A 23,413-nucleotide genomic window follows, 5' to 3' on the forward strand; every position below is an offset into this window, starting at 1 on the left:
TGCGCATGGATCTGACCCTCTCCCCGGCGCACACCGACTGTCAAGTGGGTGGGACGGGAGTCTCATTATGTGGGCGCAACCCACTCCCGCCTCCGAGCACGGCGGGGACACCGCCCGCGAACACCGGTTCCGCCGGTCCGTTGGGCATCGGATAGTGGCCGGAGCCGAGTGCCCGGCGCAGCCGATACTCGTCCAACGGCCCGGAGAACGCCATGCCCTGCCCGTGGGTACAGCCCATCGCGCGCAGGGCGACGACCTGTTCGGGCAGATCGACACCGTCGGCCACGGACTGCAGCCCGAGGTCGTTGGCGATGCGCAGCAGCCCACTGGTGATCTTGTGCAACCGCGCGGACTCGACGACCCCCTCGACGAGACTGCGGTCGAGCCTCAGCACGTCCACGGGAAGTCGCCTCAGGGCCGTGATCGCGCCATGGCCGCTGCCGAACCCGTCGAGCGCGATCCGGACGCCGACCCGTGCGAGGGCGCTGAGCCTGCGCTCCAGCTCGTCCAGCGGGACCCGTGGGTCGGTGTCGGACAGCTCGATCATCAGCGACCCGGACGGCAGTCCGTGCCGGGTCAGCAGCGCCTCCACGGTGCCCAGGGGCATGGAGCGGTCGAGCAGGCGCCGGGCGCTCATCCGGACCGCGACCGGCACGTCGATGCCGTTCGCGGCGCGTTCGGCGGCCTGTTCGACGGCCTCCTTGAGCACCCAGCGGCCGAGCTCGGCGGTCTTGTCGCTGTCCTCCGCCACCCGCAGGAACTCGGCGGGTGTGAAGAGGACCCCCTGTGCGGAGCGCCAGCGGGCCTGGGCGGCGACCGATGTGATCCGGCCGTCCTCCAGGCACACCACGGGTTGGTGCAGCAGCGCGAACTCGCCGTCGTGCAGTGCGGCCCGCAGCCGCGTGGCCAGCTCCGCCTTCCGTACGACGTCCTGCTGCATCTGCGGCTTGTACAGCTCGACCCGGCCCTTGCCTCCCGCCTTGGCGCGGTACATGGCGAGGTCGGCGTTGCGCAGCAGTTCGCCCGCGCCCAGGCCGGGCTCGGCGAAGGCGACGCCGATGGAGGCGGCGACGCGGACGTCCTGGCCGTCGATGAGGTAGGGCTGGGAGAGCGTGAGCCTGAGGCGGTCGGCGAGCTCCAGGATGTGGCGCTCCCGTGCGGTGCGGTCGCGGGTGCCGTCGCCGATGATCAGTGCCGCGAACTCGTCGCCGCCGAGGCGGGACGCCGTGTCGCCGTGCCGGACCGATTCATGGAGCCGGCGGGCGGCGTGCACGAGCAGTTCGTCGCCGGCCTGGTGGCCGATCGTGTCGTTGACGGCCTTGAAGCCGTCGAGGTCGATGAAGAGGACGGCCGTGCCGCGCAGGATGGCTCCGCGGTCGGTGGCGCGGCGGCCCGAGACGGCCTGCTGGACGCGCTTGGTGAACAGGGCGCGGTTGGGCAGGTCGGTGAGCGGGTCGTGTTCGGCGTTGTGCTGCAGCTGTGCCTGCAGGCGCACGCGCTCGGTCACGTCCCGGCTGTTGAAGATGAGGCCGCCGTGGTGGCGGTTGACGGTGGACTCGACGTTCAGCCAGCCTCCCCCACCGCCGGACCGGAAGCGGCACTCGATGCGGGTGGTGGGTTCCTCGAGCGGATTGGCGGCGAGGAAGCGGCGCACCTCGTGCACCACGCAGCCCAGGTCCTCCGGGTGGATGAGGTTGGCCAGTTCGGTGCCGACGAGTTCCTCGGCGGGCCGGCCGTAGACCCCGGCGGCGGCCGGGGAGACGTACCGGAGGATGCCGTTGGGTGCGGCGATCATGATGACGTCGCTGGAACCCTGGACCAGGGAGCGGAAGTGGTTCTCCTTCTGCGCCAGTTCCTGGGTGAGGGTGATGTTGTCGAGCAGCATGATGCCCTGGCGCATGACGAGGGCGAGGACGACGGTGCCTCCGGTGAGCAGGACCACGCGGTCGACGCTGCGGCCGTTGAGGACGTTGTACAGGATGCCCAGGGTGCAGACCGCGGCGGCGAGGTAGGGCGTGAGGGCGGCCAGGGAACCGGTGATGGGCCGGGTGGCGGGATACCGGCTGTGGTCACCTCCCTGCGCGGGTACGTGGTGGTGGTGGCCGCCGGTGCGCCGGCCGGGAAGGTGCTCGTGCACCACGCGCGTGTGCCCGTCCGGGACGTGCCGCTCGGGGTGGTGCCGGACGGTGTGCTGCTGACCGTGCCGGGGCACGACCCAGGGGGCGTACGCCAGCAGCAGGGAGCCCGCGAACCAGCCCGCGTCGAGCAGCTGGCCCGAGCGGTAGCTGTGGTGCAGCAGCGGTGAGGTGAACAGGGCGTCGCACATCACGGTCAGGGCGAGGGCGCCGATCGCGGTGTTGACCGCGGAGCGGTTGACCGCCGAGCGCCGGAAGTGCAGCGCGAGCACCATGCTGACCAGGGCGATGTCGAGCAGCGGGTAGGCCAGTGACAGCGCGGCGTGGGAGACGCTGGAGCCTTCGGACTTGGCCGCCTGGGCGAGCGCCAGGCTCCACGACAGCGTGAGCAGCGAGCCGCCGATCAGCCATGCGTCCAGGCTCAGGCAGACCCAGCCGGCCTTGGTCACGGGCCGCTTGGCGAGCACGAGCAGGCCCACGATGGCGGGCGGTGCGAAGCACAGGAAGAACCCGTCGGCGTAGCTGGGGCTGGGCACGGGACGGCCGAGGACGACCTCGTACCACCCCCAGACCAGGTTGCCCAGGCAGGCCATCGCCGAAGAGAGCGAGAACAGCAGCCAAGCGGGTCGGAAGCGGACGCGGCGGGTGCGCGCGTAGAAGAAGCAGGACACCGCGGCGGTGCCCGCCGCGGCGCTCAGCCCGAAGTCGCCCATGATCAGCGCGACTTCGTCGGAGCCCCAGCCGAGGGCGGAACCGAAGGCGTATCCCGCGCACATCAGGGCCAGCACGAGTTGGCGGACCAGGCTCGCGCGGCCGCCGGGGGTCGACGGGCGAGTGAGCGGCTCCTTCGCCGGCGGCTGTGCCCGCGGCGCTCCGTCGAGCGTGGTCGTGGGAGACGGGGGCGAACTCACCGGTCCCTCCCGGTCCGTGTCGCCCCCGCGCCCGGCGTGCCGCGTTGCGCCGGCGGGGCGGACCTGCGGCGATGGGTGCGATCGGGGTGGTAGTGACTGTGGTGGCCGCTGTCGCTGTCGCTGCCTTGGCGGCCGCGCCTGCGCGCGGTCGGGTCGCAGGGTCGCCGTCGGCGGTCCCGCCGCGTCGGATCGTTCGCCCATGGGCCGTGCATCGCCCGTCGCCCCCCTCACAAGTCTGAAATGTCCGTCCCCGGCGCCGAAGGTACGCGGCGCAGCCCCTGTCGGGACGATACACCAGTATCGTCACTCAGGGACATAGTTCCTCTACGCTCCGTGACGATCAGCGGCGATGCGAGTACGGACCGCTTTCGCGGGATTGCGGAGGGTACTCGAACCGGGCTAGGCGCCGGTCGGGCCCGTCGTGAGGATCACGTTGCCGAGCGGCTCCCGGTTCACGAAACGGGTCAACTGATCCACCAGCAGCCGCTTGGCGCGGGGCAGGAACGCGGACGTGGGGCCGCCCACGTGCGGGCTGATCAGCACGCCCGGCGCACGCCACAGGGGGTGTTCGCGGGGCAGCGGCTCGGGATCGGTGACGTCGAGCGCGGCGGTGATGCGGCCGCTGTCCAGTTCGGCGAGCAGGGCCTTGGTGTCGACGACGGGGCCGCGGGCCACGTTCACCAGGAGCGCCCCGTCCTTCATCCGGCCGAGGAAGTCGGCGTTGACCAGGTGCCGGGTGCTCTCCGTCAGGGGCGTCGAGAGGATCACCACGTCCGCCTCGGGGAGCAGGGCGGGCAGGTCGGTGAGCGGATGCACCGGACCGCGCGCCGTGGTGCGCTCGGAGCGCGCGACGCGCGCCACCCGCGCGACCTCGAACGGAACGAGCCGGTCCTCGATCGCCGCTCCGATCGATCCGTACCCCACGATCAGCACGTTCTTGTCGGCGAGGGCCGGCCGGAATCCGCCGAGCCACTCCCCCCTGTCCTGCGCGCGCACGAAGCCGGGGACACCGCGCAGCGAAGCCAGGACGAGGGTGAGCGTGAGCTCGGCCGTGCTCGCCTCGTGCACTCCGCGCGCGTTGCACAGCCGCACGCCGGGAGACAGGTACCTCAGGGCGGGCTCGACGTGGTCGATGCCGGCGGAGAGCGTCTGGACCACCTGGAGGGAGCTCATCCCGGCCAGCGGGCGCTGTCCGAGCTCGGGCGGCTTCATGTACGGGACGACGTAGAAGACGCAGTCGGCCGGGTCGGCGGGGAACTCCGGCTCGCCGTCCCAGAAGCGGTAGGCGGGTCCCTCGGGGAGTCCCTCGATCTGGTCCGGCGGGATGGGCAGCCACACGTCAGCAGTCATGCTCAGGAGGCTATGTCAGGTACGCGCGAGCGCAGAGGTTAGGTTGGGGGGCCAGGAAAGGGAGGGTCACGACCAGGTGGAGCGCAGGACGATCGGCGCGGCGGCGCTCGCGGTGGGGGCCGTCGGACTCGGGTGCATGCCGATGAGCTGGGCGTACAGCGGGTCGCGGCAGCGGGGGGAGGAATCGCTGCGGGCCGTGCACCGGGCGCTCGATCTGGGCTCGACGCTGCTCGACACGGCCGACATGTACGGCCCGTTCACCAACGAGCTGCTGGTGGGGCGGGCGTTGAAGGAGCGGCGGCAGGACGCCTTCGTTTCGACGAAGGTCGGGCTTCTGGTGGGTGAGCAGCACATCGTGGCCAATGGCCGTCCCGGATATGTGCGACGGGCCTGCGACGCGTCGCTGCGGCGGCTCCAGACCGACGTGATCGACCTCTACCAGCTGCACCGTGCCGATCCCGAGGTCCCGGTGGAGGAGACCTGGGGCGCGATGGCGGACCTGGTGCGGGCCGGGAAGGTGCGGGCGTTGGGGCTGTGCGCGGTGGGCGCGCGGGGTAGGAGGCGGTCCGGGGGGCTGCACGACGCGACGATCCGGCAGCTGAAGCGGGTGCAGCAGGTGTTCCCGGTGAGCGCGGTGGAGGCGGAGTTGTCGGTGTGGTCGCCGGAGGCGCTGGACACGCTGCTGCCGTGGTGCGCTTCCCGGGGGATCGGCTTCCTGGCGGCTATGCCGCTCGGCAACGGCTTCCTGACCGGCACGCTGAGGCCCGGCGAGGGCTTCGAACCCGACGACATGCGTGCCCGCCACCCCCGCTTCACCGCCGAGATGATGGCCGCCAACCAGCCGATCGTCGTCGGCCTGCGGCGCGTCGCCCGGCGCCACGGGGAGGGCGTCACCCCCGCCCAGGTGGCGCTCGCGTGGGTGCTGGCGCAGGGCCGCGACGTGGTGCCGGTACCGGGGACGAAACAGGAGCGCTGGGTGACGGAGAACGCGGCCGCGACGGCCCTGCGGCTCACCGAACGGGACCTGGCGGAGGTGGCGGAGCTGCCCCGGGCGCTGGGGTCGTGGGACTGAGGGGTGCGAGGTCCCTGCGGAAGCGGGGGTGACGGGTGCCGGCGTCACCCGTTCTGCTTGGGGTGGGCGTGATCGGGAACCCGGGACGCGCGAGGCGCGTATGACAGGAAGAACGGCCGTGTCGAAGGGGGACGATGATGGTGCAACGGCGAGCGGTGTCGGCGGTGTTGGCCGCCGCCGCGCTCCTGGTGACGGCCGGTTGCTCTTCCGGCGACGGGGGCCCGCCGGGCACCGCGGGCACCACGAAACCGGGTGGTACGGGCACACGGTCGCCGTCGCAGGCCGCCGAACAGGCCCCGCCCGCGAAGGGCACGGTGAAGGTGGTCCGCACGGTCACCGAGGGCCTGGACTCGCCCTGGGGCCTCGCCCCGCTCCCCGAGGGCGGCCTGCTCGTCTCCTCCCGTGACGAGGGCACGATCACCCGTGTCGACGAGCGGACCGGGAAGAAGACGGAGCTCGGCGAGGTACCCGGGGTGTCGGCGGCCGGCGAGGGCGGCCTGCTGGGCATCGCGCTCTCCCCCGACTACGCCTCGGACCACATGGTCTACGCGTACTTCACCTCGGCCTCGGACAACCGCATCGTCCGCATGCTGTACGACGCGAAGAAGCCCGCCGGTGAGCAGCTGGGCGCCCCCGACACGGTCTTCAAGGGCATCCCCAAGGGCATGATCCACAACGGCGGCCGGATCGCCTTCGGTCCCGACCGGATGCTGTACGCGGGCACGGGCGAGAGCGGTGACCGCGGTCTGTCGCAGGACCGCGGCTCCCTGGGCGGCAAGATCCTGCGCCTGACACCGGAGGGCGAACCGGCCCCCGGCAACCCGTTCCCGGACTCCCCGGTGTTCTCCTACGGCCACCGCAATGTCCAGGGCCTGGCCTGGGACGACCATCAGCGACTGTTCGCCTCGGAATTCGGCCAGAACACCTGGGACGAGCTGAACGCGATCAAGCCGGGCGGCGACTACGGCTGGCCCCGGGCGGAGGGCAGGTCCGACGACTCCGGGTTCGTGAACCCGATCGCCCAGTGGCACACCGAGGAGGCCTCCCCCAGCGGCATCGCGTACGCGGAGGGCTCCATATGGATGGCCGGTCTGCGCGGCCAGCGCCTGTGGCGCATCCCCCTGAAGGGCACCGAGGCCTCGGCGGCCCCGCAGGAGTTCCTCGCGGGTGACTACGGCCGTCTGCGTACGGTCGTGTCGGCGGGCGGCGACAAGCTCTGGCTGGTCACCAGCGAGACCGACGGCCGCGGCTCTCCGCAGGGCGGGGACGACCGCGTCCTGGAGCTGCGGGTGAGCTGAGCGGCCTGCTCAGTCCTCTCCCGGGCCGTGGTCCGGCCCGGCCTGGGGCTGAGCGAGGCGTACGACGACCTTTCCGGACGCGAGGTCTATCGGCCCGCGCCCCGGATCGGCGTCCCCGACGTCCACCCGGGTGAGCTCCAGACGGTTCTGCTCGTCGCGGGTGTGCTTGCGACCGGGTGCGAACAGTTCCTCGAACATGTTGAACACGGTGCCTCCCCTGGCGGTCCGCTCCCCTGACGGTCCGCCTCCCCTGACGGTCTCCCTCAGCGTACGCCTCGCCCCGTCAGGGAAGCCGGGTGAGCGTCGGGCGGGAACAGTCCCAGCCGGTGTGCCACCGCCGCCGCCTCTCCTCGGGTCGAGACGTCGAGCTTGGCCAGGATGTTGGAGACGTGGACGCTGGCTGTCTTGGGGGAGATGAAGAGTTCCCCGGCGATCTGGCGGTTGGTGCGGCCGGTGGAGACCAGGCGCAGGACGTCGCGCTCCCGGCTGGTCAGACCGAGGGCCTGGACGGGGCCCGCCGACGGCGCGACGGCGTGTGTCAGGGACAGACGGGCGCGCTGGGCGAGCGCGGTGACCGCGTCGGCCAGCGGTCGGGCGCGGAGGTGGTCGGCGACGGCGTGGGCGAGGCGGAGCAGTTCCGTGGCGCGGGCGCGCTCGTCCTCGCCGCCGGTGCACAGGAGGGCCTCGGCCAGCCGGCGCCGGACGCGGGCGAGGTCGTAGGGGCGTTCCAGCGACTCGAAGGCGGTGACCACGTCGGTCCAGGTGTCGGCGGTGTCCCGGTCCTCGGCGCGCAGCAGTTCGGCACGGACCCACTTCTCGTGGGCGAGCCAGACCGGGGCGTGCGTGGTGAGTTTCCTGGCCGTCTCGAAGAGGAGCGACAGGGTCTCGGGGCGCCCCTGGTGCGCGCCGGGGGTGCGGGCCTCGGCCTCGGCGGTGGCGGCGGCCAGCAGCAGGGGCCAGCCGTAGCGGTGGGTTCCCGGCGGGAGGCCGGCGTGCAGGGCTCGTTCGAGGTGGGCGCGGGCGTCGGGGAGCCGGCCCTCTTGCGCGGCGAGGCCGATGGCGAGGCGGGTGAGGGGCAGTCGGTGCTGGGGCGCGTCCTCGTGGTCGCCGAAGTGGTCGCGGGCGGCGGCCAGGTGCTGTGCGGTCCCGCCCAGGTCACCGTGGGCGAGGGCGAGTTCGGCGCGGTGGGTGGCGTGGAAGCCCTGGGTCCTGGCGGACCGGCCGACCTGCCGGGCGGTGGCTCCCGCGCGGTCCGCCTCGTCCCAGCGGCCCAGGGAGAGAAGGGATTCGGCGAGGTTGCCCCATACCCAGGCCTCGGTGTCGGGCAGTCCGTGCCGCTGGGCGAAGGCGACGCCCTCCTCCAGGATCGGTACGGCCTCCCGGGAGCGGCCGAGCGCTTCCAGCTCGGCCGGCAGGTTCACATAGGCGTTCAGCGCGACATGGGGGATGTTCTCGGCGAGCGCCCGTTCCTTGATCTCGTGCAGCTCCGCGAGGCCGTCCTCGATGTGGCCGGCGTCGACCATGAGGACACCGAGGACCTGGCGGGCGTCGAGCTCGGTCTCACGGGCGCCGACCATCCGGGCGTACTCGACCGCCCGCTCGGCGGCCGAGTAGGCGTCGGGGCCGGGGGCGTGGACCATGGACCAGCAGGCGACCTGTACGAGCACCTCGGCGTGCACCTCGCTGGGCGGCAGACCGCGCACCAGTTCCTCCGCGGCGGCCAGTTCCTCCCGGCCGTCGCCGCAGGACAGGGCCCGTACCAGCCGCGAGCGCTGCACCAGGAACCAGGCGGTGCGCAGGGGGTCGGGGTCGTCCTCCAGGAGGTGCAGCGCCCGCTTGGTGATCTTCAGGGCGCGTCCCCGCTCGCCGCACAGGCGTCCCGCCACGGCGGCCTCGGCCATCAGGTCCAGGTACCGCAGCGGGGTGGTGGCCGGGTCGCAGCCGCACGGAGGGTAGAGCTCGGCGTGGTCGGCGGGGCGCAGGGTGGCCCGTACGGCCTCGGGGGTGGTGTCCCACAGCTCCATCGCGCGTTCCAGGAGCCGCAGTTGTTCGGCGTAGGCATGCCGGCGGCGGGCGGTGACGGAGGCGTCGAGGACGGCGGGGAGGGCCTTGGCCGGGTCGTGGGCGTGGTACCAGTAGCTGGCCAGGCGGGTGACACGTTCGTCGGCGGGGACGAGCGTCGGGTCGGCCTCCAGGGCCTCGGCGTAGCGGCGGTTGAGGCGGGTGCGTTCGCCGGGCAGCAGGTCGTCGCTGACGGCCTCGCGGACCAGGGAGTGGCGGAAGCGGTAGCCGTCGCCGGCGGGCGAGGCGAGCAGGAGGTTGGCGTTCACGGCGGCACGCAAGGCGTCGATGAGGTCGTCCTCGCCGAGCCGGGCGACGGCGGCGAGCAGCCGGTACTCCACGGTGGAGCCGCCCTCGGCGACGATCCGGGCGATCCGCTGGGCGCTCTCTGGCAGGCGCTCGACGCGTACGAGGAGCAGGTCGCGCAGGGATTCGGTGAGGCCGGTGCGGTGGCCGTCGCAGCCGGCGGCGGCGAGTTCCTCGACGAAGAAGGCGTTGCCGTCGGAGCGGGCGAAGATCTCGTCGACGCGGGCGGGTTCGGGTTCGGTGCCGAGGATGCCGGCGATCTGGCGGGCGACCTCCGGGCGGGTGAGGCGGGCGAGTTCGACGCGCTGGACGGTGCGCATCCGGTCGAGTTCGGCGAGCAGGGGGCGCAGCGGGTGGCGGCGGTGGATGTCGTCGGCGCGGTAGGTGGCGAGGACGACGAGGCGGCCGGTGCGCAGGGTGCGCAGGAGGTAGGCGAGGAGGTGGCGGGTGGAGGTGTCGGCCCAGTGCAGGTCCTCCAGGGCGACGACGACCGTGCGGTCGGAGGCCACGCGTTCGAGGAGGCGGGCGGTGAGTTCGAAGAGGCGGGCCATGCCCTCCTCGTCGTGCCGGCCCGGGGAGGCTTCGCCGAGTTCGGGCAGCAGCCGGGCGAGTTCCTCCTCCTGGCCCGCCGCCGCGGCGGCCAGGTCGTCCGGCAGTTCCCGGCGCAGGGCGCGCAGGGCGGTGGAGAACGGGGCGAAGGGCAGTCCGTCGGCGCCGATCTCGACGCATCCGCCGACCGCGACGACGGCGCCGCGGCGGGCGGCTGATGCGGCGAATTCCTCGATGAGCCGGGTCTTGCCGACCCCCGCCTCACCGCCGATGATCCATGCCTGCGGCTCGCCCCCGGCGGCGCGGTCGAGCGCCTCGTGCAGCGCGCTCAACTCGTCGGCCCGGCCGACGAAAACGGGACTGACGCACCTGGTTTCCACGGCCCCGAGCATCCCATGGTGCGGGGACGCCCTGGGGCCGGTTTCCGGCAGTGCGGGGGCGCGGCCGGGGCCGGCCGTCACCGGTCTCATGCGACGCGGGCGTACCAGGGCCGCCGTGGGCGGTCGGTATGGGAGTCGGGCTCGGCGGTGCGTGCGGCCGCTTCGCGGCGGGCGGCGCGGCGGACGCGGACGGCCTCGCGGACCCGCCGCTGGTGCTCGGCCCGCCGGATGAGTTCGGCGGACCGGAGCTGCTGGAGTTCGTACTCGTACATGGTGTGTCCCTCGGTGGAGATCGGTGTGGTGCGTCGCTCGGTGCGATGGGTCCACCTTCGTCTGCCAGGGGGGTACGCCACATCGGGAGAGTTCCGCATCTTCGGCCGGGGACGGGGGCCTTAGACGCACGTGAGGGGTCTTAGGGCTGCCGTAAGGTACTTACGGCGGCCCTAAGACCCCTCGTGGCCTGCGCTGACGCGGGCCGGTGCTCAACCGGCCGAGGGCAGGCCGAGCAGGATGTCGGTGTACTTGAGGACGGCGAGGAACAGGCCGAGGACGCCGAGCGAGACGCCCGCCCAGGCGACCGACTTGATCCACGGGGCCTGCGGCCGGCCCGGGGCGCCGAACGCGGGCCGGACGAGCACGACGACGCCGACGATCAGCGCGATGAGGGCGAAGACGCCGGCCCACAGCGCGGTGGCCTGCCAGGCGTCGCCGTAGCCCTCCTTGATCATCTTGGCCACGCTGGAGGACTGCGAGTTCTGCAGCTGGCCGATGAGGGACTCCCGTGCGGAGGCCACCGTGCCGACCCAGCTGCCGGTCAGGGACACGATGCCGAGTCCGGCGGAGACGACGGCACCGGCGCCCTGGCCGACCCCGGAGGGACCCTCGTCCTGCGTGGCCTCGATCTCGTCCGCCTCGGTGTGTGCCACCGCGTCCGGGGTGTCAGTCGCTTCGGTGGCCTCGTCCTCGGCGGGGGCCGCCGTCTCGTCGTCGTGCTTCACGTGGGCCGCGCCGGCCTCGTCAACAGTCTTGGTTTCCATGCCTCGCACCGTACGGACGCTCTCTGAGAGGTCTCTTAATGATCGTTGTGTGCGGCACGCGCGCGTGCCTCGCGCCACTCGGGGGCGAGCACCGACCAGATCTCGGTGTTCTGCCGTACGCCTCGGTACGGGTAGTCCTCGCGGAGCACCCCGTCGCGGCTCATGCCGAGCCGTCGCGCCACGCTGATGCTGGCCGTGTTCGCGGACGATGCGTGCCACTCCACACGGTGCATGGCACGTTCGTCAAACGCCCAGTCGATGAGCACGCGCGCGCCGCGGGTGACGAGGCCCCGGCCGGTTCCGGCGGGCTCCAGCCAGCAGCCGATCTCGCAGGTGCCGGTGTTCGCGTCGAAGACGCGGAAGAGCAGCCCGCCCACCAGCTTGCCCTCCAGCCACAGTCCGTGCAGGGAGCCGCTGTCGGCGGCGCGCTTGTCGGCGTAGCTCTGCAGGATGGCCCGCGCCGAGTCGACGTCGGTGGCGTTCACGCCGAACGGGATGTGCCGGGTGATGAACTCGCGTCCCCGGTCCAGGTTGCCGAGGAACTCCTCGGCGTGCCAGGGCTCCAGGGGACGCAGCTCGGCTCCGTCACCCAGGGATATCGCGTACATCCTGTTGCCGCTCCTTCTCCATGACCTCCACGACGTCCGTGAGCCTCTCATGGGCGGCACGGCTCTCGGGCGGTTCGATGCTGATGCGCGGCATACGGCGGTCTAGCCAGCCGGGCAGCCACCAGTTGGCGCCGCCGAGCATGTGCATGAGAGCGGGGACGAGGAGGGTGCGCAGGACGAAGGCGTCCAGGGCGACGGCGGAGGCGAGCGCGATGCCGAACATGGCGATCACGCGGTCGCCGCTGAGGACGAAGGCGAGGAACACCGAGATCATGATGACCGCGGCGGAGTTGATCACGCGACTGGTCTCGGCGAGACCGACGCGTACGGCGCGCCGGTTGTCCCGCGTCTCCAGCCACTCCTCGTACATCCGGCTGACCAGGAAGACCTGGTAGTCCATGGAGAGGCCGAAGAGAACGGACACCATGATCACGGGGAGGAAGGGTTCGATGGGGCCCGCGTGGCCGAGTCCGAGCAGTTCGCTGCCCCAGCCCCACTGGAAGATGGCGACCACGATGCCGAAGGCGGCGGCGACGGCGGCGATGTTCATCACGCCGGCCTTCAGCGGGATGCCGAGGGAGCGGAAGGCCAGCAGGAGCAGGAGACAGCCCAGCCCGATGACGACCCCGACGAACAGCGGCAGCTTGCCGACGATGACGTCGGCGAAGTCGTCGTAGGAGGCCGTCACCCCGCCGACGTGCACATCGAGCGAGGTGCCCGTCTCGGCGCGGGGCAGCACCTCGGTGCGCAGCCGGTCCACGAGGTCGCTGGTCTTCTGGGACTGCGGCGCGGACTCCGGGACGATCGTGAAGAACGCGGTGTCGCCGCCGGTGTCGTACGTCACCGGGGTCACCGAGGCGACGCCCTCGGTGGTGCGGATGGTGGCGTCGAGGTTGTCGAGGGCGAGCTTGTCCTCGGCGCCGTCGACGTGGGTGACGAGGGTGAGGGGCCCGTTGACTCCGGGGCCGAAGCCGTCACCCAGAAGGTCGTAGGCCTGGCGCGTGGTCGAGGACCGCGGGTTGTTGCCCTGGTCGGAGGTGCCCAGGCGCAAGGAGAACGTGGGCAGGGCGAGGACGGCGATGACGACGACGGCCACCGTTCCGAGCACCTTGGGGTGGCGCTCGACGAACGCCGACCAGCGGGCGGCGAAGCCGGTCGGCAGCTCCGGCTCGGGCCCGTGCTCCTCCAGCCGGCGCCGTTCGCGGCGGCTGAGGGCGCGCATGCCGATGAAGGACAGCAGGGCGGGCAGCATGGTCACGGAGGCCGCGACGGTCAGGACGACGGTCAGGGATGCGGCTATCGCGACGCCGTTGAGGAAGTTCAGGCGCAGGATCAGCATGCCCAGGAGGGCGATGCACACCGTCGCACCCGCGAAGACGACCGCCCGCCCGGTGGTGGCGACGGCGTCGGTGACCGCTTCGGCGACCGGCAGGCCCCGCTTCAGTCCGCGTCTGTGCCGGGTGACGATGAACAGGGCGTAGTCGATGCCCACGCCGAGCCCGATGAGCATGCCGAGCATGGGGGCGAAGTCGGCGACGGTGATGGCGTGGCCGAGCAGCACGATCCCGGCGTACGCGGTGCCGACGCTCACCAGCGCGGTCGCGATGGGCAGCAGTGAGGCGGCGAGCGAGCCGAAGGCGAGGAACAGCACGGCCGCGGCGACGATCACGCCGACGACCTCGGCGAGGTGTCCGCCGGAGGATTCGGTGAGTCCGACCGCCGTGCCGCCCAGCTCGACCTGGAGCCCATCCGTCCCGGCGGCCCGGGCGGTGGTGACCACGGCCTGTGCCTCGGACCGGTCGATGTCCTGCGCGGGGTCCTCGAAGGTCACCGTGGCGTACGCGGTGTGTCCGTCCTGGCTGATCTGCCGGGTGCCCTGGCCGCCGTACGGGCTGGTCACCGCGGCCACACCGGGCAGGTCGGCGATCTTCTCGAGGGTTTTGGTCATCGTCTGTTCGACGTCGGCGGCGCGGACGGTGCCGGACGTGGTGTGCCAGACGACGGTGTCGCTGTCGCCGCCGAGCCCCGGGAAGCCGTCCTGCAGCAGCTGGGTGGCACGGCCCGACTCGGTGCCGGGGACGTCGTAGTCGTTGGAGTACGCGGAGCCCGTGACGGTGGCGGCCGCCGCGACCCCGCCGAAGGCGAGGAGCCACAGCAGAACGGCGACGAGGCGTCGTTCGACACACCAGCGTGCGAGGGCTGCCACGGATCGTGCTCCCGGAGTTCAAATTGTGCATCTTTGCCCGGGAACCGTCGTTCATGAACTGAACAGCCCGCAAAGAACGCATGAGCAATGCGAAGCCACTCTTGCAGCCAGAAGTGATCGTTTGCGCCATTCGTGGGGTTATTCACAGGAGTGGGAGGCAGATCACAGGACAGTAACGTTCCCTCTGTCGACTCTGTCGCCTCGGCCCTGTCGACCGCCCGTCTCAGTCGAACTGGTCCCCCAGGGCCATCACCATCACCCCGAGGATCAGCAGCCACAGGGCCCGCCGGGTGCGGCCCCGGGACCCGAGGACGGACGCGAACGCGCACACGGCGGCGCCGACGGCGTAGGCCACCGGGACGAGCGTCGGGGCGGAACCCGTCAGGCGCAGGGCCGCCGCCGCCAGTCCGGCGAGGGCCAGCAGCACCCCGGTACCGACTGCCGTCCAGCGGGCACGCCGCGCGTCCTCCGCCCGGTCGTCGAGGTCCGGATCCTCAGCGGCCGCCCCGTCGGGTGTCTCGGAATCACCGCTTCCACTCATGGCGGGCGAGCGTAGCGCCTCCGGCCGGAAAACCGGGTGCGGGGCGTCCCGGCGCACTGCTACGGTCCCGCCGTCCGTCGTCTCCGGCTGATCGCCGCCGACCGAAGCAGGTGCATTGTTTGAAGGTCCGACCGAGCTCCTACGCATCTCTTTCCCCTACGAAGGACTCAAGGAGCCCGTTCACCGATGTCCGACACCACGACCGACATCACATCGACGACCTCGAACGATGACGACCTCACCAGGCGTCTGACCCACCCCGGCCATCCGCGCAGCAACCGCTACGACGCCCGCTGGACCATCGAGAACCAGATGGGCCCGAACGCGCTGTGGCTGCTGGAGTGGCTGGCCCCCGCCCTCGGCCTGGAGGAACTGCGCCCCGGCGCCCGTGTCCTCGACCTCGGCTGCGGACGCGCCATGACGTCCGTGTTCCTCGCCAGGGAGTACGACGTCCAGGTCGTCGCCGCCGACCTGTGGGTGAAGCCCGACGAGAACGCCCCGCGCATCGCCGAGGCGGGCGTCGCGGACCGGGTCCTGCCCGTGTTCGCCGAGGCCCACGACCTGCCGTTCGGCGAGGGCACCTTCGACGCGATCGTGAGCATCGACGCGTACCAGTACTTCGGCACCAACGACCTCTACCTGCCCACCGTGACCAGGCTGCTGAAGCCCGGCGGGCGGATCGGTGTCGTGATGCCGGCGCTGCGGGAGGAGCCGGAGGGCGACGAGCCGCCGGCGCACCTGAAGGAGTACTGGAAGAAGGATCCCGGCTTCTGGGCGTTCCACTCCCCCGCCTGGTGGCGGCGGCTGTGGACGCGGAGCGGGGCCGTGGAGGTCGAGACGGCCGACTGGCTCGACGACGGCTGGCGCGACTGGCTGCTGTGGAGCGAGGTGTGCGCCGAGGAGAGCCCGAGCGAGTTCATGGCCGAGATGGCCCGCTGGTCGGTCGAGCTGATGCACGCCGATGTGGAGCACGTCCTGGGCTTCACCCGGATCGTCGGCCGCCGCCTGTAAGCCCCTGCGTGTAAATGCCCAGGGGGATGCATCGAGTCCGATGCATCCCCCTGGGGTTCACGCTCAGCCTTCGCTGACTCCCAGCTTCTGAAGGATCAGTTCCTTCACACGGGCCGCGTCGGCCTGACCGCGCGTGGCCTTCATGACCGCGCCGACCAGGGCGCCGGCCGCGGCCACCTTGCCGCCGCGGATCTTGTCCGCGACGCCCGGGTTGCCGGCGATGGCCTCCTCGACGGCGGCGGTCAGCGCGCCCTCGTCGGAGACGACCTTCAGACCGCGCTTGTCGACGACCTCGTCCGGAGTGCCCTCGCCCGCGAGGACGCCCTCGATGACCTGACGGGCCAGCTTGTCGTTCAGGTCACCCTTCGACACGAGCGCGGTGACCCGGGCGACCTGCGCCGGGGTGATCGCCAGCTCGTCCAGCGCCTTGCCCGACTCGTTGGCGGCGCGCGCGAGCTCGCCCATCCACCACTTGCGGGCCGAGGCCGCGTCGGCGCCGGCGTCCATCGTGGCCACGATCAGGTCCAGGGCACCGGCGTTGGTGATCGACTGCATGTCGACGGCGCTGATGCCCCACTCCGCGAGCAGCCGGTTGCGGCGGGCCAGCGGCAGCTCCGGCAGCGCGGAGCGGATCTCCTCGACCCACTCGCGGGACGGGGCGACCGGGACGAGGTCGGGCTCCGGGAAGTACCGGTAGTCCTCGGCCTCCTCCTTCACGCGGCCCGAGGTCGTCGACCCGGTGTCCTCGTGGAAGTGGCGGGTCTCCTGGACGATCAGGCCACCGCTCTGGAGTACGGCGGCGTGCCGCTGGATCTCGAAGCGGGCCGCGCGCTCCACGGACCGCAGCGAGTTCACGTTCTTCGTCTCGGAACGCGTGCCGAACTTCTCGGTGCCGTTCGGGCGCAGCGACAGGTTCACGTCGCAGCGCATCTGGCCCATCTCCATACGGGCCTCGGAGACGCCGAGCGCCCGGATGACCTCGCGCAGCTCACGGACGTAAGCCCGCGCGACCTCGGGGGCACGCTCGCCCGCGCCCTCGATCGGCTTGGTGACGATCTCGATGAGCGGGATGCCGGCGCGGTTGTAGTCGAGCAGGGAGTGGGACGCGCCGTGGATACGGCCGGTGGCGCCGCCGACGTGGGTCGACTTGCCGGTGTCCTCCTCCATGTGGGCGCGCTCGATCTCCACGCGGAAGGTCTCGCCGTCCTCCAGCTGCACGTCGAGGTAGCCGTTGAAGGCGATCGGCTCGTCGTACTGGGAGGTCTGGAAGTTCTTCGGCATGTCCGGATAGAAGTAGTTCTTCCGGGCGAAGCGGCACCATTCGGCGATCTCGCAGTTCAGCGCGAGACCGATCTTGATCGCGGACTCGACGCCGGTCGCGTTGACGACCGGGAGCGAGCCGGGCAGTCCGAGGCAGGTGGGGCAGGTCTGCGCGTTGGCGTCCTGACCGAGTGCGGTCGAACAACCGCAGAACATCTTGGTCTTGGTGCCGAGTTCGACATGGACCTCGAGGCCCATGACGGGGTCGTACGACGCGAGTGCTTCCTCGTACGACACCAGGTCGGTCGTGGTGGTCACGGTGTAACTTCCCTCTCAGCCCAGCAGGACGTCGTCGTCGCCCAGCCGCTTCAGCTCGCGGTAGAGGATGGCGAGGCCGGTGACGATCGCGGCGGCGGACACGGTGGCGTCGATCAGGACGAGCGTGTCCTGCTCGGCCCGGGCCTTCTTCAGCCGCTTGGCGACACCGATCGCGCCGAACGCCGTGGCGGCCATGGACAGGTACGTACCGGACTTGGACTTCTTGAAGCCCTTGGCCTTGTTCAGTGCGCTCACAGCGACGGAGCCTCCTCGATCAGCGGGTGCCCCCACTTTTCCACGAAGGCGGCCTCGACGGCGGCGCCGACCTTGTAGAGGCGCTCGTCCTTCATCACGGGGGCGATGATCTGCAGGCCGACCGGGAGGTTGTCCTCCGGGGCGAGGCCGCAGGGCAGGGACATGGCCGCGTTGCCCGCCAGGTTGGTCGGGATGGTGCACAGGTCGGCGAGGTACATCGCCATCGGGTCGTCGGCGCGCTCGCCGATCGCGAAGGCGGTGGTCGGGGTCGTCGGGGAGACGATCACGTCGACCTGCTCGAACGCCTTGTCGAAGTCCTGCTTGATGAGCGTACGGACCTTCTGGGCGCTGCCGTAGTAGGCGTCGTAGTAGCCGCTGGACAGGGCGTACGTGCCCAGCATGATCCGGCGCTTGACCTCGGGGCCGAAGCCCGCCTCACGGGTGAGGGAGGTGACCTCCTCGGCCGAGTGGTTGCCGTCGTCGCCGGTCCGCACGCCGTAGCGCAGGCCGTCGAAGCGGGCGAGGTTGGACGAGCACTCGGAGGGGGCGATCAGGTAGTACGCCGAGAGGGCCAGGTCGAAGGACGGGCAGTCCAGCTCGACGATCTCGGCGCCGAGCTCCTTCAGGAGGGCGACGGACTCGTCGAAGCGCTGGATGACACCGGCCTGGTAGCCCTCGCCGCGGAACTGCTTGACCACGCCGACGCGCATGCCTTCGACGCTGCCGTTGCGGGCGGCCTCGACGACCGGCGGGACCGGGGCGTCGATGGAGGTGGAGTCGAGCGGGTCGTGCCCGGCGATCACCTCGTGCAGCAGGGCCGCGTCCAGGACCGTACGGGCGCAGGGGCCGCCCTGGTCCAGGGAGGAGGAGAACGCCACCATGCCGTAGCGGGAGACGGCTCCGTACGTCGGCTTGACGCCGACCGTGCCGGTGACGGCGGCCGGCTGACGGATCGAGCCGCCGGTGTCGGTGCCGATGGCGAGCGGGGCCTGGAAGGAGGCGAGCGCGGCGGAGGAGCCGCCGCCGGAGCCGCCGGGGATCTTGGTGAGGTCCCAGGGGTTTCCGGTCGGGCCGTAGGCGCTGTTCTCGGTGGAGGACCCCATGGCGAACTCGTCCATGTTGGTCTTGCCGAGGATGACGACGTCGGCGGCCTTCAGCCGCTTGGTGAGCGTCGCGTCGTACGGCGGGATCCAGCCCTCGAGGATCTTCGAGCCGACGGTCGTGGGCACGCCCTCGGTGGTGAAGATGTCCTTGAGCGCGAGGGGGACGCCGGCCAGCGGGCCGAGCTTCTCGCCGCGCTCGCGCTTGGCGTCGACGGCGCGGGCCTGCGCGAGGGCGCCCTCGCGGTCGACGTGCAGGAAGGCGTGCACCTTCTCGTCGACGGCCTCGATCCGGGCGAGGTGGGCCTCGGTGACCTGCACCGCGGTGAGCTCACCGGAGGCGATCTTCGCGGCGGTCTCGGCGGCCGTGAGCTTGATGATGTCCGTCATGGCTGTTAGTCCTCCCCCAGGATCTGCGGCACCTTGAAACGCTGCTGCTCCTGGGCCGGGGCGCCGGAGAGCGCCTGCTCGGGGGTGAGCGACGGACGGACCTCGTCCGCGCGCATGACGTTCGTCAGCGGGAGCGGGTGCGAGGTCGGCGGTACGTCTTGGTCGGCGACCTCGCTGACGCGGGCCACCGCGCCGATGATGTCGTCCAGCTGTCCCGCGAAGTGGTCGAGCTCTTCGGGCTTCAGCTCCAGACGCGCCAGCCGGGCGAGGTGGGCGACCTCCTCGCGCGTGATGCCAGGCATGCAGCGATCCTCTGGGGTGAGTGTGTGTGGTTTGGGGCCGGGGCTGGTCGTCCCCTTCCCGTCGCCCGCCCGAAGGGCGGGTCGCGCGGCGTCTGGTGCGTGCGATCGCAAGGCGCCGGAGCGTCCTCGTGGCGGAGCCACGTGGACGATTCGGCAACGCGGCGAGCGTGCGTGCCAGGCGTCGCGCGACAGATGGGAATGGGACGACCAGCTCCAATCCTAGGGTGTGGCGCCCACTGCCCGTGAAACGGTTTGCCGCTAGCGCCTTCCGTCCCACGCCGCGCTCTTCAGGAAGTGGTTGTCGTACAGCTCCTGCACTTCGAGGAGGCTCTCCGGGGTGGCCTCGCCCAGGGCGATGCGCTGGAGGTGGCGGAAGTACTCGAAGCGTTCGACGCCGGGCGTGAGAACGATGAGGAGGTCGGCGTCGGCCCCGGGGACGGCGGCGAAGGCGTGCGGCCTGCCCGGCGGGACGATGACGAGGTCGCCCGGGCCGGCGGTGACGACGTCCTCGCCGGAGAGGATCTCCGCGGCGCCGTCGAGCAGGAAGAACATCTCGGCGGAGTTGTCGTGCCAGTGCGGCTTGGCGCCGTCCGCGCCCCCTGTGAGGGTGACGCGCTGGGTGGACAGGGCGCCGCCGGTCCGGCTGCTGTCGGCCAGCAGGCGGATGGTGGTGGGCGCGCGGCCGACGACTTCGGCCTCGGCCTCGCGCACGATCACGGTCTCGTCGAACTTCGGAACGAACAGCGACATGGTTCGGCTCCCCCTGTGAGACGTCGTCAGACCGCGAAGAGCAGTCCGGCACTGATCAGGACGATGATCGCGGTGGCGAAGTGGACCCCGAACGCTACGGCCTTCTTACCACCGTTGCGCAGGACTATCAGGGTGTCGCCGAACGGGATCAGCGCCACGGACAGCATCAGCCAGGCCTCGGCGTACGCGCCGCCGCCCGCCAGTACGGCGAGGCCGACCACACCGAGGGTGCCGTCCCGCAGCCCCTTGATCGAGAGGTAGGCCCCGGCGTCCCCGTCCGGACGGGCGGGCACGCCGTAGCCGGCGGCGGCCGCGCCGGGCTGGAACAGGAACCGGTAGCCGAGGAACAGGCAGAACAGGTTGAGGGCGATGGCCAGGGTGTACGCGGTGACGGTCATGCCGTTTCTCCTTGCTAGCAGCGCTAGGGACAAGAGCGAAGCTAACAGAAGCGTCGTTAGATTGTCTAGCGGTGCTAGAATCCGGAGCATGTCTATTCAGACGCGCCGGGAGCGCGAACGAGCGGAGCGTGAGCGGCTGATCGTGACGGCCGCGCGGGAACTGGCGGAGGCGGAGGGCTGGGACGCGGTCACCACGCGGCGGCTGGCCGCCGAGATCGAGTACAGCCAGCCCGTCCTCTACAGCCACTTCAAGGGCAAGGGCGCGATCATGGCGGCGGTCGCCGTGGAGGGCTGCGCCGAGCTGGCGGCGGAGCTGCGGGCCGCGCGGCCGGCGGCCCGGGACACCAGGGCCGCGCTCAGGGCGGTGGGCAAGGCGTACACGGCGTTCGCGCGGCGTCGGCCGGCCCTCTACGACGCGATCTTCACGCACGCCGTGGACCTGCCGTTCGCCACACCGGAGGCACCCGCGGCCCTGTGGGACGCCTTCAACGAGCTCGCCGCTGCGGTGAAACCGGTGGCGGCCGAGGGCGACGACCCCGGACTCCTGACGGAGACGTACTGGGCGAGCCTCCACGGCCTGGTCACCCTGATGCGCAGCGGCCGCCTCCCGGAGGGCGCGCACGAGCGGCGCCTGGAACTGCTGATCGGGCACTTCGCGGTGGGGGCCGACTGAGAGCGCGGGACGGGGCACGGCGGGCAGCGACGGCGGGCGGCCCCCACAGGGAACGCCCGCTCTGCCCTCGCATTCGCGCGCGGGCTATTCGTCGGTGGCCGCCGCCGGGAGGGCGGCGGCGGGGCGCTGCCAGCCGCGTGAGCCGCGGGCCCGCAGCCAGGCCGTGGTCTCTTCGGGCGGCATCGCCGCCGCGACCAGCCAGCCCTGTACGGCGTCGCAGCCGAGGTCGCGCAGCCGCTCCCAGGTCTCGTCGTCCTCGACGCCCTCGGCGACGACGAGCAGGCCGAGGGAGTGGGCGAGGTCGACCGTGCAGCGCACGATCTCGGCGTCCTCGGTGTCGACGGCCAGCCGGGCCACGAAGGAGCGGTCGATCTTCAACTCGCTCACCGGGAGCCGTTTCAGGTGCACCAGCGAGGAGTAGCCGGTGCCGAAGTCGTCCAGGGACATCTTGACGCCGTGCCCGGTCAGCCCGTGCAGGGTGTCGGCGGCCCGCTGCGGGTCCTCCAGCAGGACGTGTTCCGTTATCTCGAGTTGGAGCGCTCCCGCGGGCACTCCGTGGCGGGCGAGGCGGGCGGCGACGGAGCCCGCGAAGCCGGGAGTGTGCACATCGCGCGGGGAGACGTTGACGGCGACCGGTACGTACAGCCCCTGGGCCCGCCAGGCGGCGACCTGGCCGAGCGCGGTCTCCAGCACGTACTCCGTCAGGTGGGGCATCAGCCCCGAGGACTCGGCGATGGCTATGAACTCGTCCGGCGGCACCTTGCCGCGTTCCGGATGCACCCAGCGGACCAGGGCCTCCAGACCGGCCACCTGTCCGTCGAAGCGGACCTTCGGCTGGTAGTGCAGCTGCACCTCGTGGGCGTCGAGGGCACGGCGCAGATCGCCCAGCAGGCCCAGCCGGTCGGGGGTGTTCGAGTCCCGCTTGGACTCGTAGACCTCCACGCCCGTACGGTCGCGTTTCGCCTGGTACATCGCGACGTCCGCGCGGCGCAGCAGGCCCTCGGCGTCGAGGGCGTGGTCGGGAAAGACTGCGACGCCCGCGCTGGCCTCCAGCACGAGCGTGAGGCCGTCGAGATCCAGCGGTGAGCTGAGGGCCGCGACCAGGCCACGGGCGATACGGGTCGCGGAGGTGGTGGAGTCCGCGACGGGCAGTAAGACCGCGAACTCGTCACCACCGAGCCGGGCCGCCTCCGCCCCGCGCGGGAGGGCGAGCCGCAGCCGGTCGGCTATCTGGAGCAGCAGCCGGTCACCGGCGAGGTGACCGAGGGTGTCGTTGACCGAGCGGAAGCGGTCGAGGTCGATCAGCATCAGGGCGGCGCGGGCGTCGATGCGCTCGGCGTCGTCGAGAGCGGTCCAGATGCGCTCCAGGAGCCACTGCCGGTTGGGCAGCCCGGTGAGCGGGTCGCGCAGTTGCTCCTCCGCGCGGGCCCGGGCCATCCACAGGGTGGAGTCGAGCGCGATGAGCGGAATGGAGAACAGCGGCAGCAGGATCGGCTTGGCGACGGCCACCACGCACAGCAGCGGTGCGATGCCGAGCAGCGCGACCGCGACCAGACCGTGCCTGACCAGGGCGGTACGGGCGACGGTGGGCACACCCGCGCGGGGGGCGTGCAGGTACCAGAGCAGGACGCGGGTGATGGCCAGATAGGCGGCCGCGACCAGGACCACCTGGGGGCCGGTGTAGAGCGTCCAGCTGTCCGGGTTCCAGGGGTCCTCGACGGACGGCACGCCGCCGAAGAGGCCGAGGACGAGGGCGCCGGCGCCGATTCCGAGGATGTCCACCGCGCCGTGCAGGACGCCCTGCCGCCAGCGGTGGCGCCGGGCTATGCCGACCAGTACGACGACGGTGAGGCTGACCATGCCGGCGGGCACCCAGCCGTACAGCAGCAGGACGGCGAGGGTGAGGGCGGCGCCGGAGCCGGTGCCGCCCCACCAGCGGGCGCGGCCCAGCATGACGAGGTGGCCGACGATGATGCCGGTGAGGACGGCCAGGGACCAGCCGACGGTGCCGGACGGGAAGAGGGCGTGGCCGCCGGTGAAGCCGCGGTAGAAGCCGGCGCCGAGCACGAAGCCGGCCGCCGCGACGATCGCCGCCGGCAACGTGGGCCAGGACAGGTGCCGTTCGTGCTCCGCGCCGGGCAGTCCGGAAGCAGTGGCGGTGAGCGCGGCGCGGCCGTGGCCGTCGGCGGGGGTGTACTGTCCGGCGGCGCGCCCCGCCGCGCCGGAACGCTCCGCGGACCGCGTCGCCCAACGGCTCCCCCGCCAGACGCCGGTGACCCGGCGCAGGCGCAGCCGTGAGCCCGGGGCGGCGCTCTCGGTCGGTTCCATTCCCGTCCCTCTCACAGCCGGCGGTGCCCGCGCCACGCGGCCCGGTGCCCGACATCCGTCACGGCGCCGCGTTGGAAAACCCTTCCCCGAGCCCGTCACGGACACGGGGATGCACCGGCCGCAGCTGGGCACGGCAGGCGCACATCTCAACAGTAGGCCGCGGAACGCTTCCAC

20 protein-coding genes are annotated in these 23,413 nt (G+C 71.8%); 4 read left to right on the forward strand and 16 right to left on the reverse strand.

The window, feature by feature from the left end:
- Positions 1–40: 40 nt before the first annotated feature.
- Entirely contained in the window at positions 41–3,046 is a 3,006-nt protein-coding gene (locus IG99_RS25960; protein ID WP_037677673.1) for a putative bifunctional diguanylate cyclase/phosphodiesterase, read from the reverse strand.
- Positions 3,047–3,445: 399 nt separating this feature from the next.
- Positions 3,446–4,396, reverse strand: coding sequence for a 2-hydroxyacid dehydrogenase (locus IG99_RS25965; RefSeq protein WP_037677674.1), 951 nt, complete (start codon positions 4,394–4,396; stop codon positions 3,446–3,448).
- A gap of 76 nt (positions 4,397–4,472) precedes the next feature.
- Between IG99_RS25965 and IG99_RS25970 the strand changes: the two genes are divergently transcribed.
- Complete coding sequence (locus tag IG99_RS25970) at positions 4,473–5,468, forward strand: aldo/keto reductase (protein ID WP_037677676.1); 996 nt, start codon at positions 4,473–4,475, stop codon at positions 5,466–5,468.
- Between the two features lie 134 nt (positions 5,469–5,602).
- Positions 5,603–6,766, forward strand: coding sequence for a PQQ-dependent sugar dehydrogenase (locus tag IG99_RS25975; protein ID WP_199815598.1), 1,164 nt, complete (start codon positions 5,603–5,605; stop codon positions 6,764–6,766).
- Positions 6,767–6,775: 9 nt separating this feature from the next.
- Here the strand turns inward: IG99_RS25975 and IG99_RS25980 are convergent, their stop codons facing one another.
- The 7 genes from IG99_RS25980 to IG99_RS26010 all read right to left on the reverse strand — a co-directional run bounded on the left by IG99_RS25980 (position 6,776) and on the right by IG99_RS26010 (position 14,454).
- Entirely contained in the window at positions 6,776–6,964 is a 189-nt protein-coding gene (locus IG99_RS25980; RefSeq protein ID WP_394298049.1) for a DUF6191 domain-containing protein, read from the reverse strand.
- A gap of 65 nt (positions 6,965–7,029) precedes the next feature.
- Positions 7,030–10,074 carry a helix-turn-helix transcriptional regulator gene (locus IG99_RS25985; RefSeq protein WP_051865886.1) on the reverse strand — a complete coding sequence of 1,015 codons (3,045 nt, stop codon included), beginning with the start codon at positions 10,072–10,074 and terminating at the stop codon, positions 7,030–7,032.
- A gap of 74 nt (positions 10,075–10,148) precedes the next feature.
- Positions 10,149–10,334, reverse strand: coding sequence for a hypothetical protein (locus IG99_RS25990; RefSeq protein ID WP_037677680.1), 186 nt, complete (start codon positions 10,332–10,334; stop codon positions 10,149–10,151).
- 210 nt (positions 10,335–10,544) lie between these two features.
- Complete coding sequence (locus tag IG99_RS25995; protein WP_037677683.1) at positions 10,545–11,099, reverse strand: hypothetical protein; 555 nt, start codon at positions 11,097–11,099, stop codon at positions 10,545–10,547.
- Positions 11,100–11,134: 35 nt separating this feature from the next.
- Positions 11,135–11,707: a GNAT family N-acetyltransferase gene (locus tag IG99_RS26000; protein ID WP_037677685.1), complete on the reverse strand. Its 573-nt coding sequence runs from the start codon at positions 11,705–11,707 to the stop codon at positions 11,135–11,137.
- Positions 11,685–13,913, reverse strand: a complete 2,229-nt coding sequence (locus IG99_RS26005) for an MMPL family transporter (RefSeq protein WP_037677687.1) — start codon at positions 13,911–13,913, stop codon at positions 11,685–11,687. The genes IG99_RS26000 and IG99_RS26005 overlap by 23 nt, the downstream gene beginning before the upstream one ends.
- A 223-nt stretch (positions 13,914–14,136) precedes the next feature.
- Entirely contained in the window at positions 14,137–14,454 is a 318-nt protein-coding gene (locus IG99_RS26010) for a hypothetical protein (RefSeq protein WP_037677689.1), read from the reverse strand.
- A gap of 186 nt (positions 14,455–14,640) precedes the next feature.
- Between IG99_RS26010 and IG99_RS26015 the strand changes: the two genes are divergently transcribed.
- A complete protein-coding gene (locus IG99_RS26015) occupies positions 14,641–15,465 on the forward strand; it encodes an SAM-dependent methyltransferase (RefSeq protein ID WP_037677691.1) in 825 nt (274 codons plus the stop codon).
- 63 nt (positions 15,466–15,528) lie between these two features.
- On the opposite strand, the gene gatB is transcribed toward IG99_RS26015, so the two are convergent.
- The 6 genes from gatB to IG99_RS26045 all read right to left on the reverse strand — a co-directional run bounded on the left by gatB (position 15,529) and on the right by IG99_RS26045 (position 20,238).
- Positions 15,529–17,043, reverse strand: coding sequence for an Asp-tRNA(Asn)/Glu-tRNA(Gln) amidotransferase subunit GatB (gatB, locus tag IG99_RS26020; protein ID WP_037677693.1), 1,515 nt, complete (start codon positions 17,041–17,043; stop codon positions 15,529–15,531).
- Between the two features lie 15 nt (positions 17,044–17,058).
- Positions 17,059–17,298 (reverse strand): hypothetical protein, encoded by a 240-nt coding sequence (locus IG99_RS26025; protein WP_037677694.1) that lies wholly within the window; start codon positions 17,296–17,298, stop codon positions 17,059–17,061.
- On the reverse strand, positions 17,295–18,788 hold the full coding sequence (gene gatA, locus IG99_RS26030) for an Asp-tRNA(Asn)/Glu-tRNA(Gln) amidotransferase subunit GatA (protein WP_037677695.1): 1,494 nt from the start codon (positions 18,786–18,788) through the stop codon (positions 17,295–17,297). The genes IG99_RS26025 and gatA overlap by 4 nt, the downstream gene beginning before the upstream one ends.
- Positions 18,789–18,793: 5 nt before the next feature.
- On the reverse strand, positions 18,794–19,090 hold the full coding sequence (gene gatC / locus IG99_RS26035; protein WP_018531282.1) for an Asp-tRNA(Asn)/Glu-tRNA(Gln) amidotransferase subunit GatC: 297 nt from the start codon (positions 19,088–19,090) through the stop codon (positions 18,794–18,796).
- 258 nt (positions 19,091–19,348) lie between these two features.
- Complete coding sequence (locus IG99_RS26040) at positions 19,349–19,840, reverse strand: cupin domain-containing protein (RefSeq protein WP_037677696.1); 492 nt, start codon at positions 19,838–19,840, stop codon at positions 19,349–19,351.
- Between the two features lie 26 nt (positions 19,841–19,866).
- Positions 19,867–20,238 carry a DUF4267 domain-containing protein gene (locus IG99_RS26045; RefSeq protein WP_037677697.1) on the reverse strand — a complete coding sequence of 124 codons (372 nt, stop codon included), beginning with the start codon at positions 20,236–20,238 and terminating at the stop codon, positions 19,867–19,869.
- An 88-nt stretch (positions 20,239–20,326) separates the two neighbouring features.
- On the opposite strand from IG99_RS26045, the gene IG99_RS26050 reads away from it, so the two are divergent.
- Positions 20,327–20,911: a TetR/AcrR family transcriptional regulator gene (locus tag IG99_RS26050; protein WP_037677698.1), complete on the forward strand. Its 585-nt coding sequence runs from the start codon at positions 20,327–20,329 to the stop codon at positions 20,909–20,911.
- 84 nt (positions 20,912–20,995) lie between these two features.
- Here IG99_RS26050 and IG99_RS26055 read toward each other — a convergent pair whose 3' ends face one another.
- Positions 20,996–23,239 carry a putative bifunctional diguanylate cyclase/phosphodiesterase gene (locus IG99_RS26055; RefSeq protein ID WP_037677699.1) on the reverse strand — a complete coding sequence of 748 codons (2,244 nt, stop codon included), beginning with the start codon at positions 23,237–23,239 and terminating at the stop codon, positions 20,996–20,998.
- Positions 23,240–23,413 lie beyond the last annotated feature (174 nt).

Source organism: Streptomyces griseus subsp. griseus (genome assembly GCF_000720255.1).
Lineage (GTDB): Bacteria > Actinomycetota > Actinomycetes > Streptomycetales > Streptomycetaceae > Streptomyces > Streptomyces griseus_I.

Excerpts from the sequence above, each read along its gene's own strand:
- IG99_RS25965 (WP_037677674.1), bottom strand. The coding sequence starts at position 4,396 with ATGACTGCTGACGTGTGGCTGCCCATCCCGCCGGACCAGATCGAGGGA.
- IG99_RS25975 (WP_199815598.1), top strand. The coding sequence starts at position 5,603 with ATGATGGTGCAACGGCGAGCGGTGTCGGCGGTGTTGGCCGCCGCCGCG.
- IG99_RS25980 (WP_394298049.1), bottom strand. The coding sequence starts at position 6,964 with ATGTTCGAGGAACTGTTCGCACCCGGTCGCAAGCACACCCGCGACGAG.
- IG99_RS25985 (WP_051865886.1), bottom strand. The coding sequence starts at position 10,074 with ATGCTCGGGGCCGTGGAAACCAGGTGCGTCAGTCCCGTTTTCGTCGGC.
- IG99_RS25990 (WP_037677680.1), bottom strand. The coding sequence starts at position 10,334 with ATGTACGAGTACGAACTCCAGCAGCTCCGGTCCGCCGAACTCATCCGG.
- IG99_RS25995 (WP_037677683.1), bottom strand. The coding sequence starts at position 11,099 with ATGGAAACCAAGACTGTTGACGAGGCCGGCGCGGCCCACGTGAAGCAC.
- IG99_RS26000 (WP_037677685.1), bottom strand. The coding sequence starts at position 11,707 with ATGTACGCGATATCCCTGGGTGACGGAGCCGAGCTGCGTCCCCTGGAG.
- IG99_RS26010 (WP_037677689.1), bottom strand. The coding sequence starts at position 14,454 with ATGAGTGGAAGCGGTGATTCCGAGACACCCGACGGGGCGGCCGCTGAG.
- IG99_RS26015 (WP_037677691.1), top strand. The coding sequence starts at position 14,641 with ATGTCCGACACCACGACCGACATCACATCGACGACCTCGAACGATGAC.
- gatA (WP_037677695.1), bottom strand. The coding sequence starts at position 18,788 with ATGACGGACATCATCAAGCTCACGGCCGCCGAGACCGCCGCGAAGATC.
- gatC (WP_018531282.1), bottom strand. The coding sequence starts at position 19,090 with ATGCCTGGCATCACGCGCGAGGAGGTCGCCCACCTCGCCCGGCTGGCG.
- IG99_RS26040 (WP_037677696.1), bottom strand. The coding sequence starts at position 19,840 with ATGTCGCTGTTCGTTCCGAAGTTCGACGAGACCGTGATCGTGCGCGAG.
- IG99_RS26045 (WP_037677697.1), bottom strand. The coding sequence starts at position 20,238 with ATGACCGTCACCGCGTACACCCTGGCCATCGCCCTCAACCTGTTCTGC.
- IG99_RS26050 (WP_037677698.1), top strand. The coding sequence starts at position 20,327 with ATGTCTATTCAGACGCGCCGGGAGCGCGAACGAGCGGAGCGTGAGCGG.
- IG99_RS26055 (WP_037677699.1), bottom strand. The coding sequence starts at position 23,239 with ATGGAACCGACCGAGAGCGCCGCCCCGGGCTCACGGCTGCGCCTGCGC.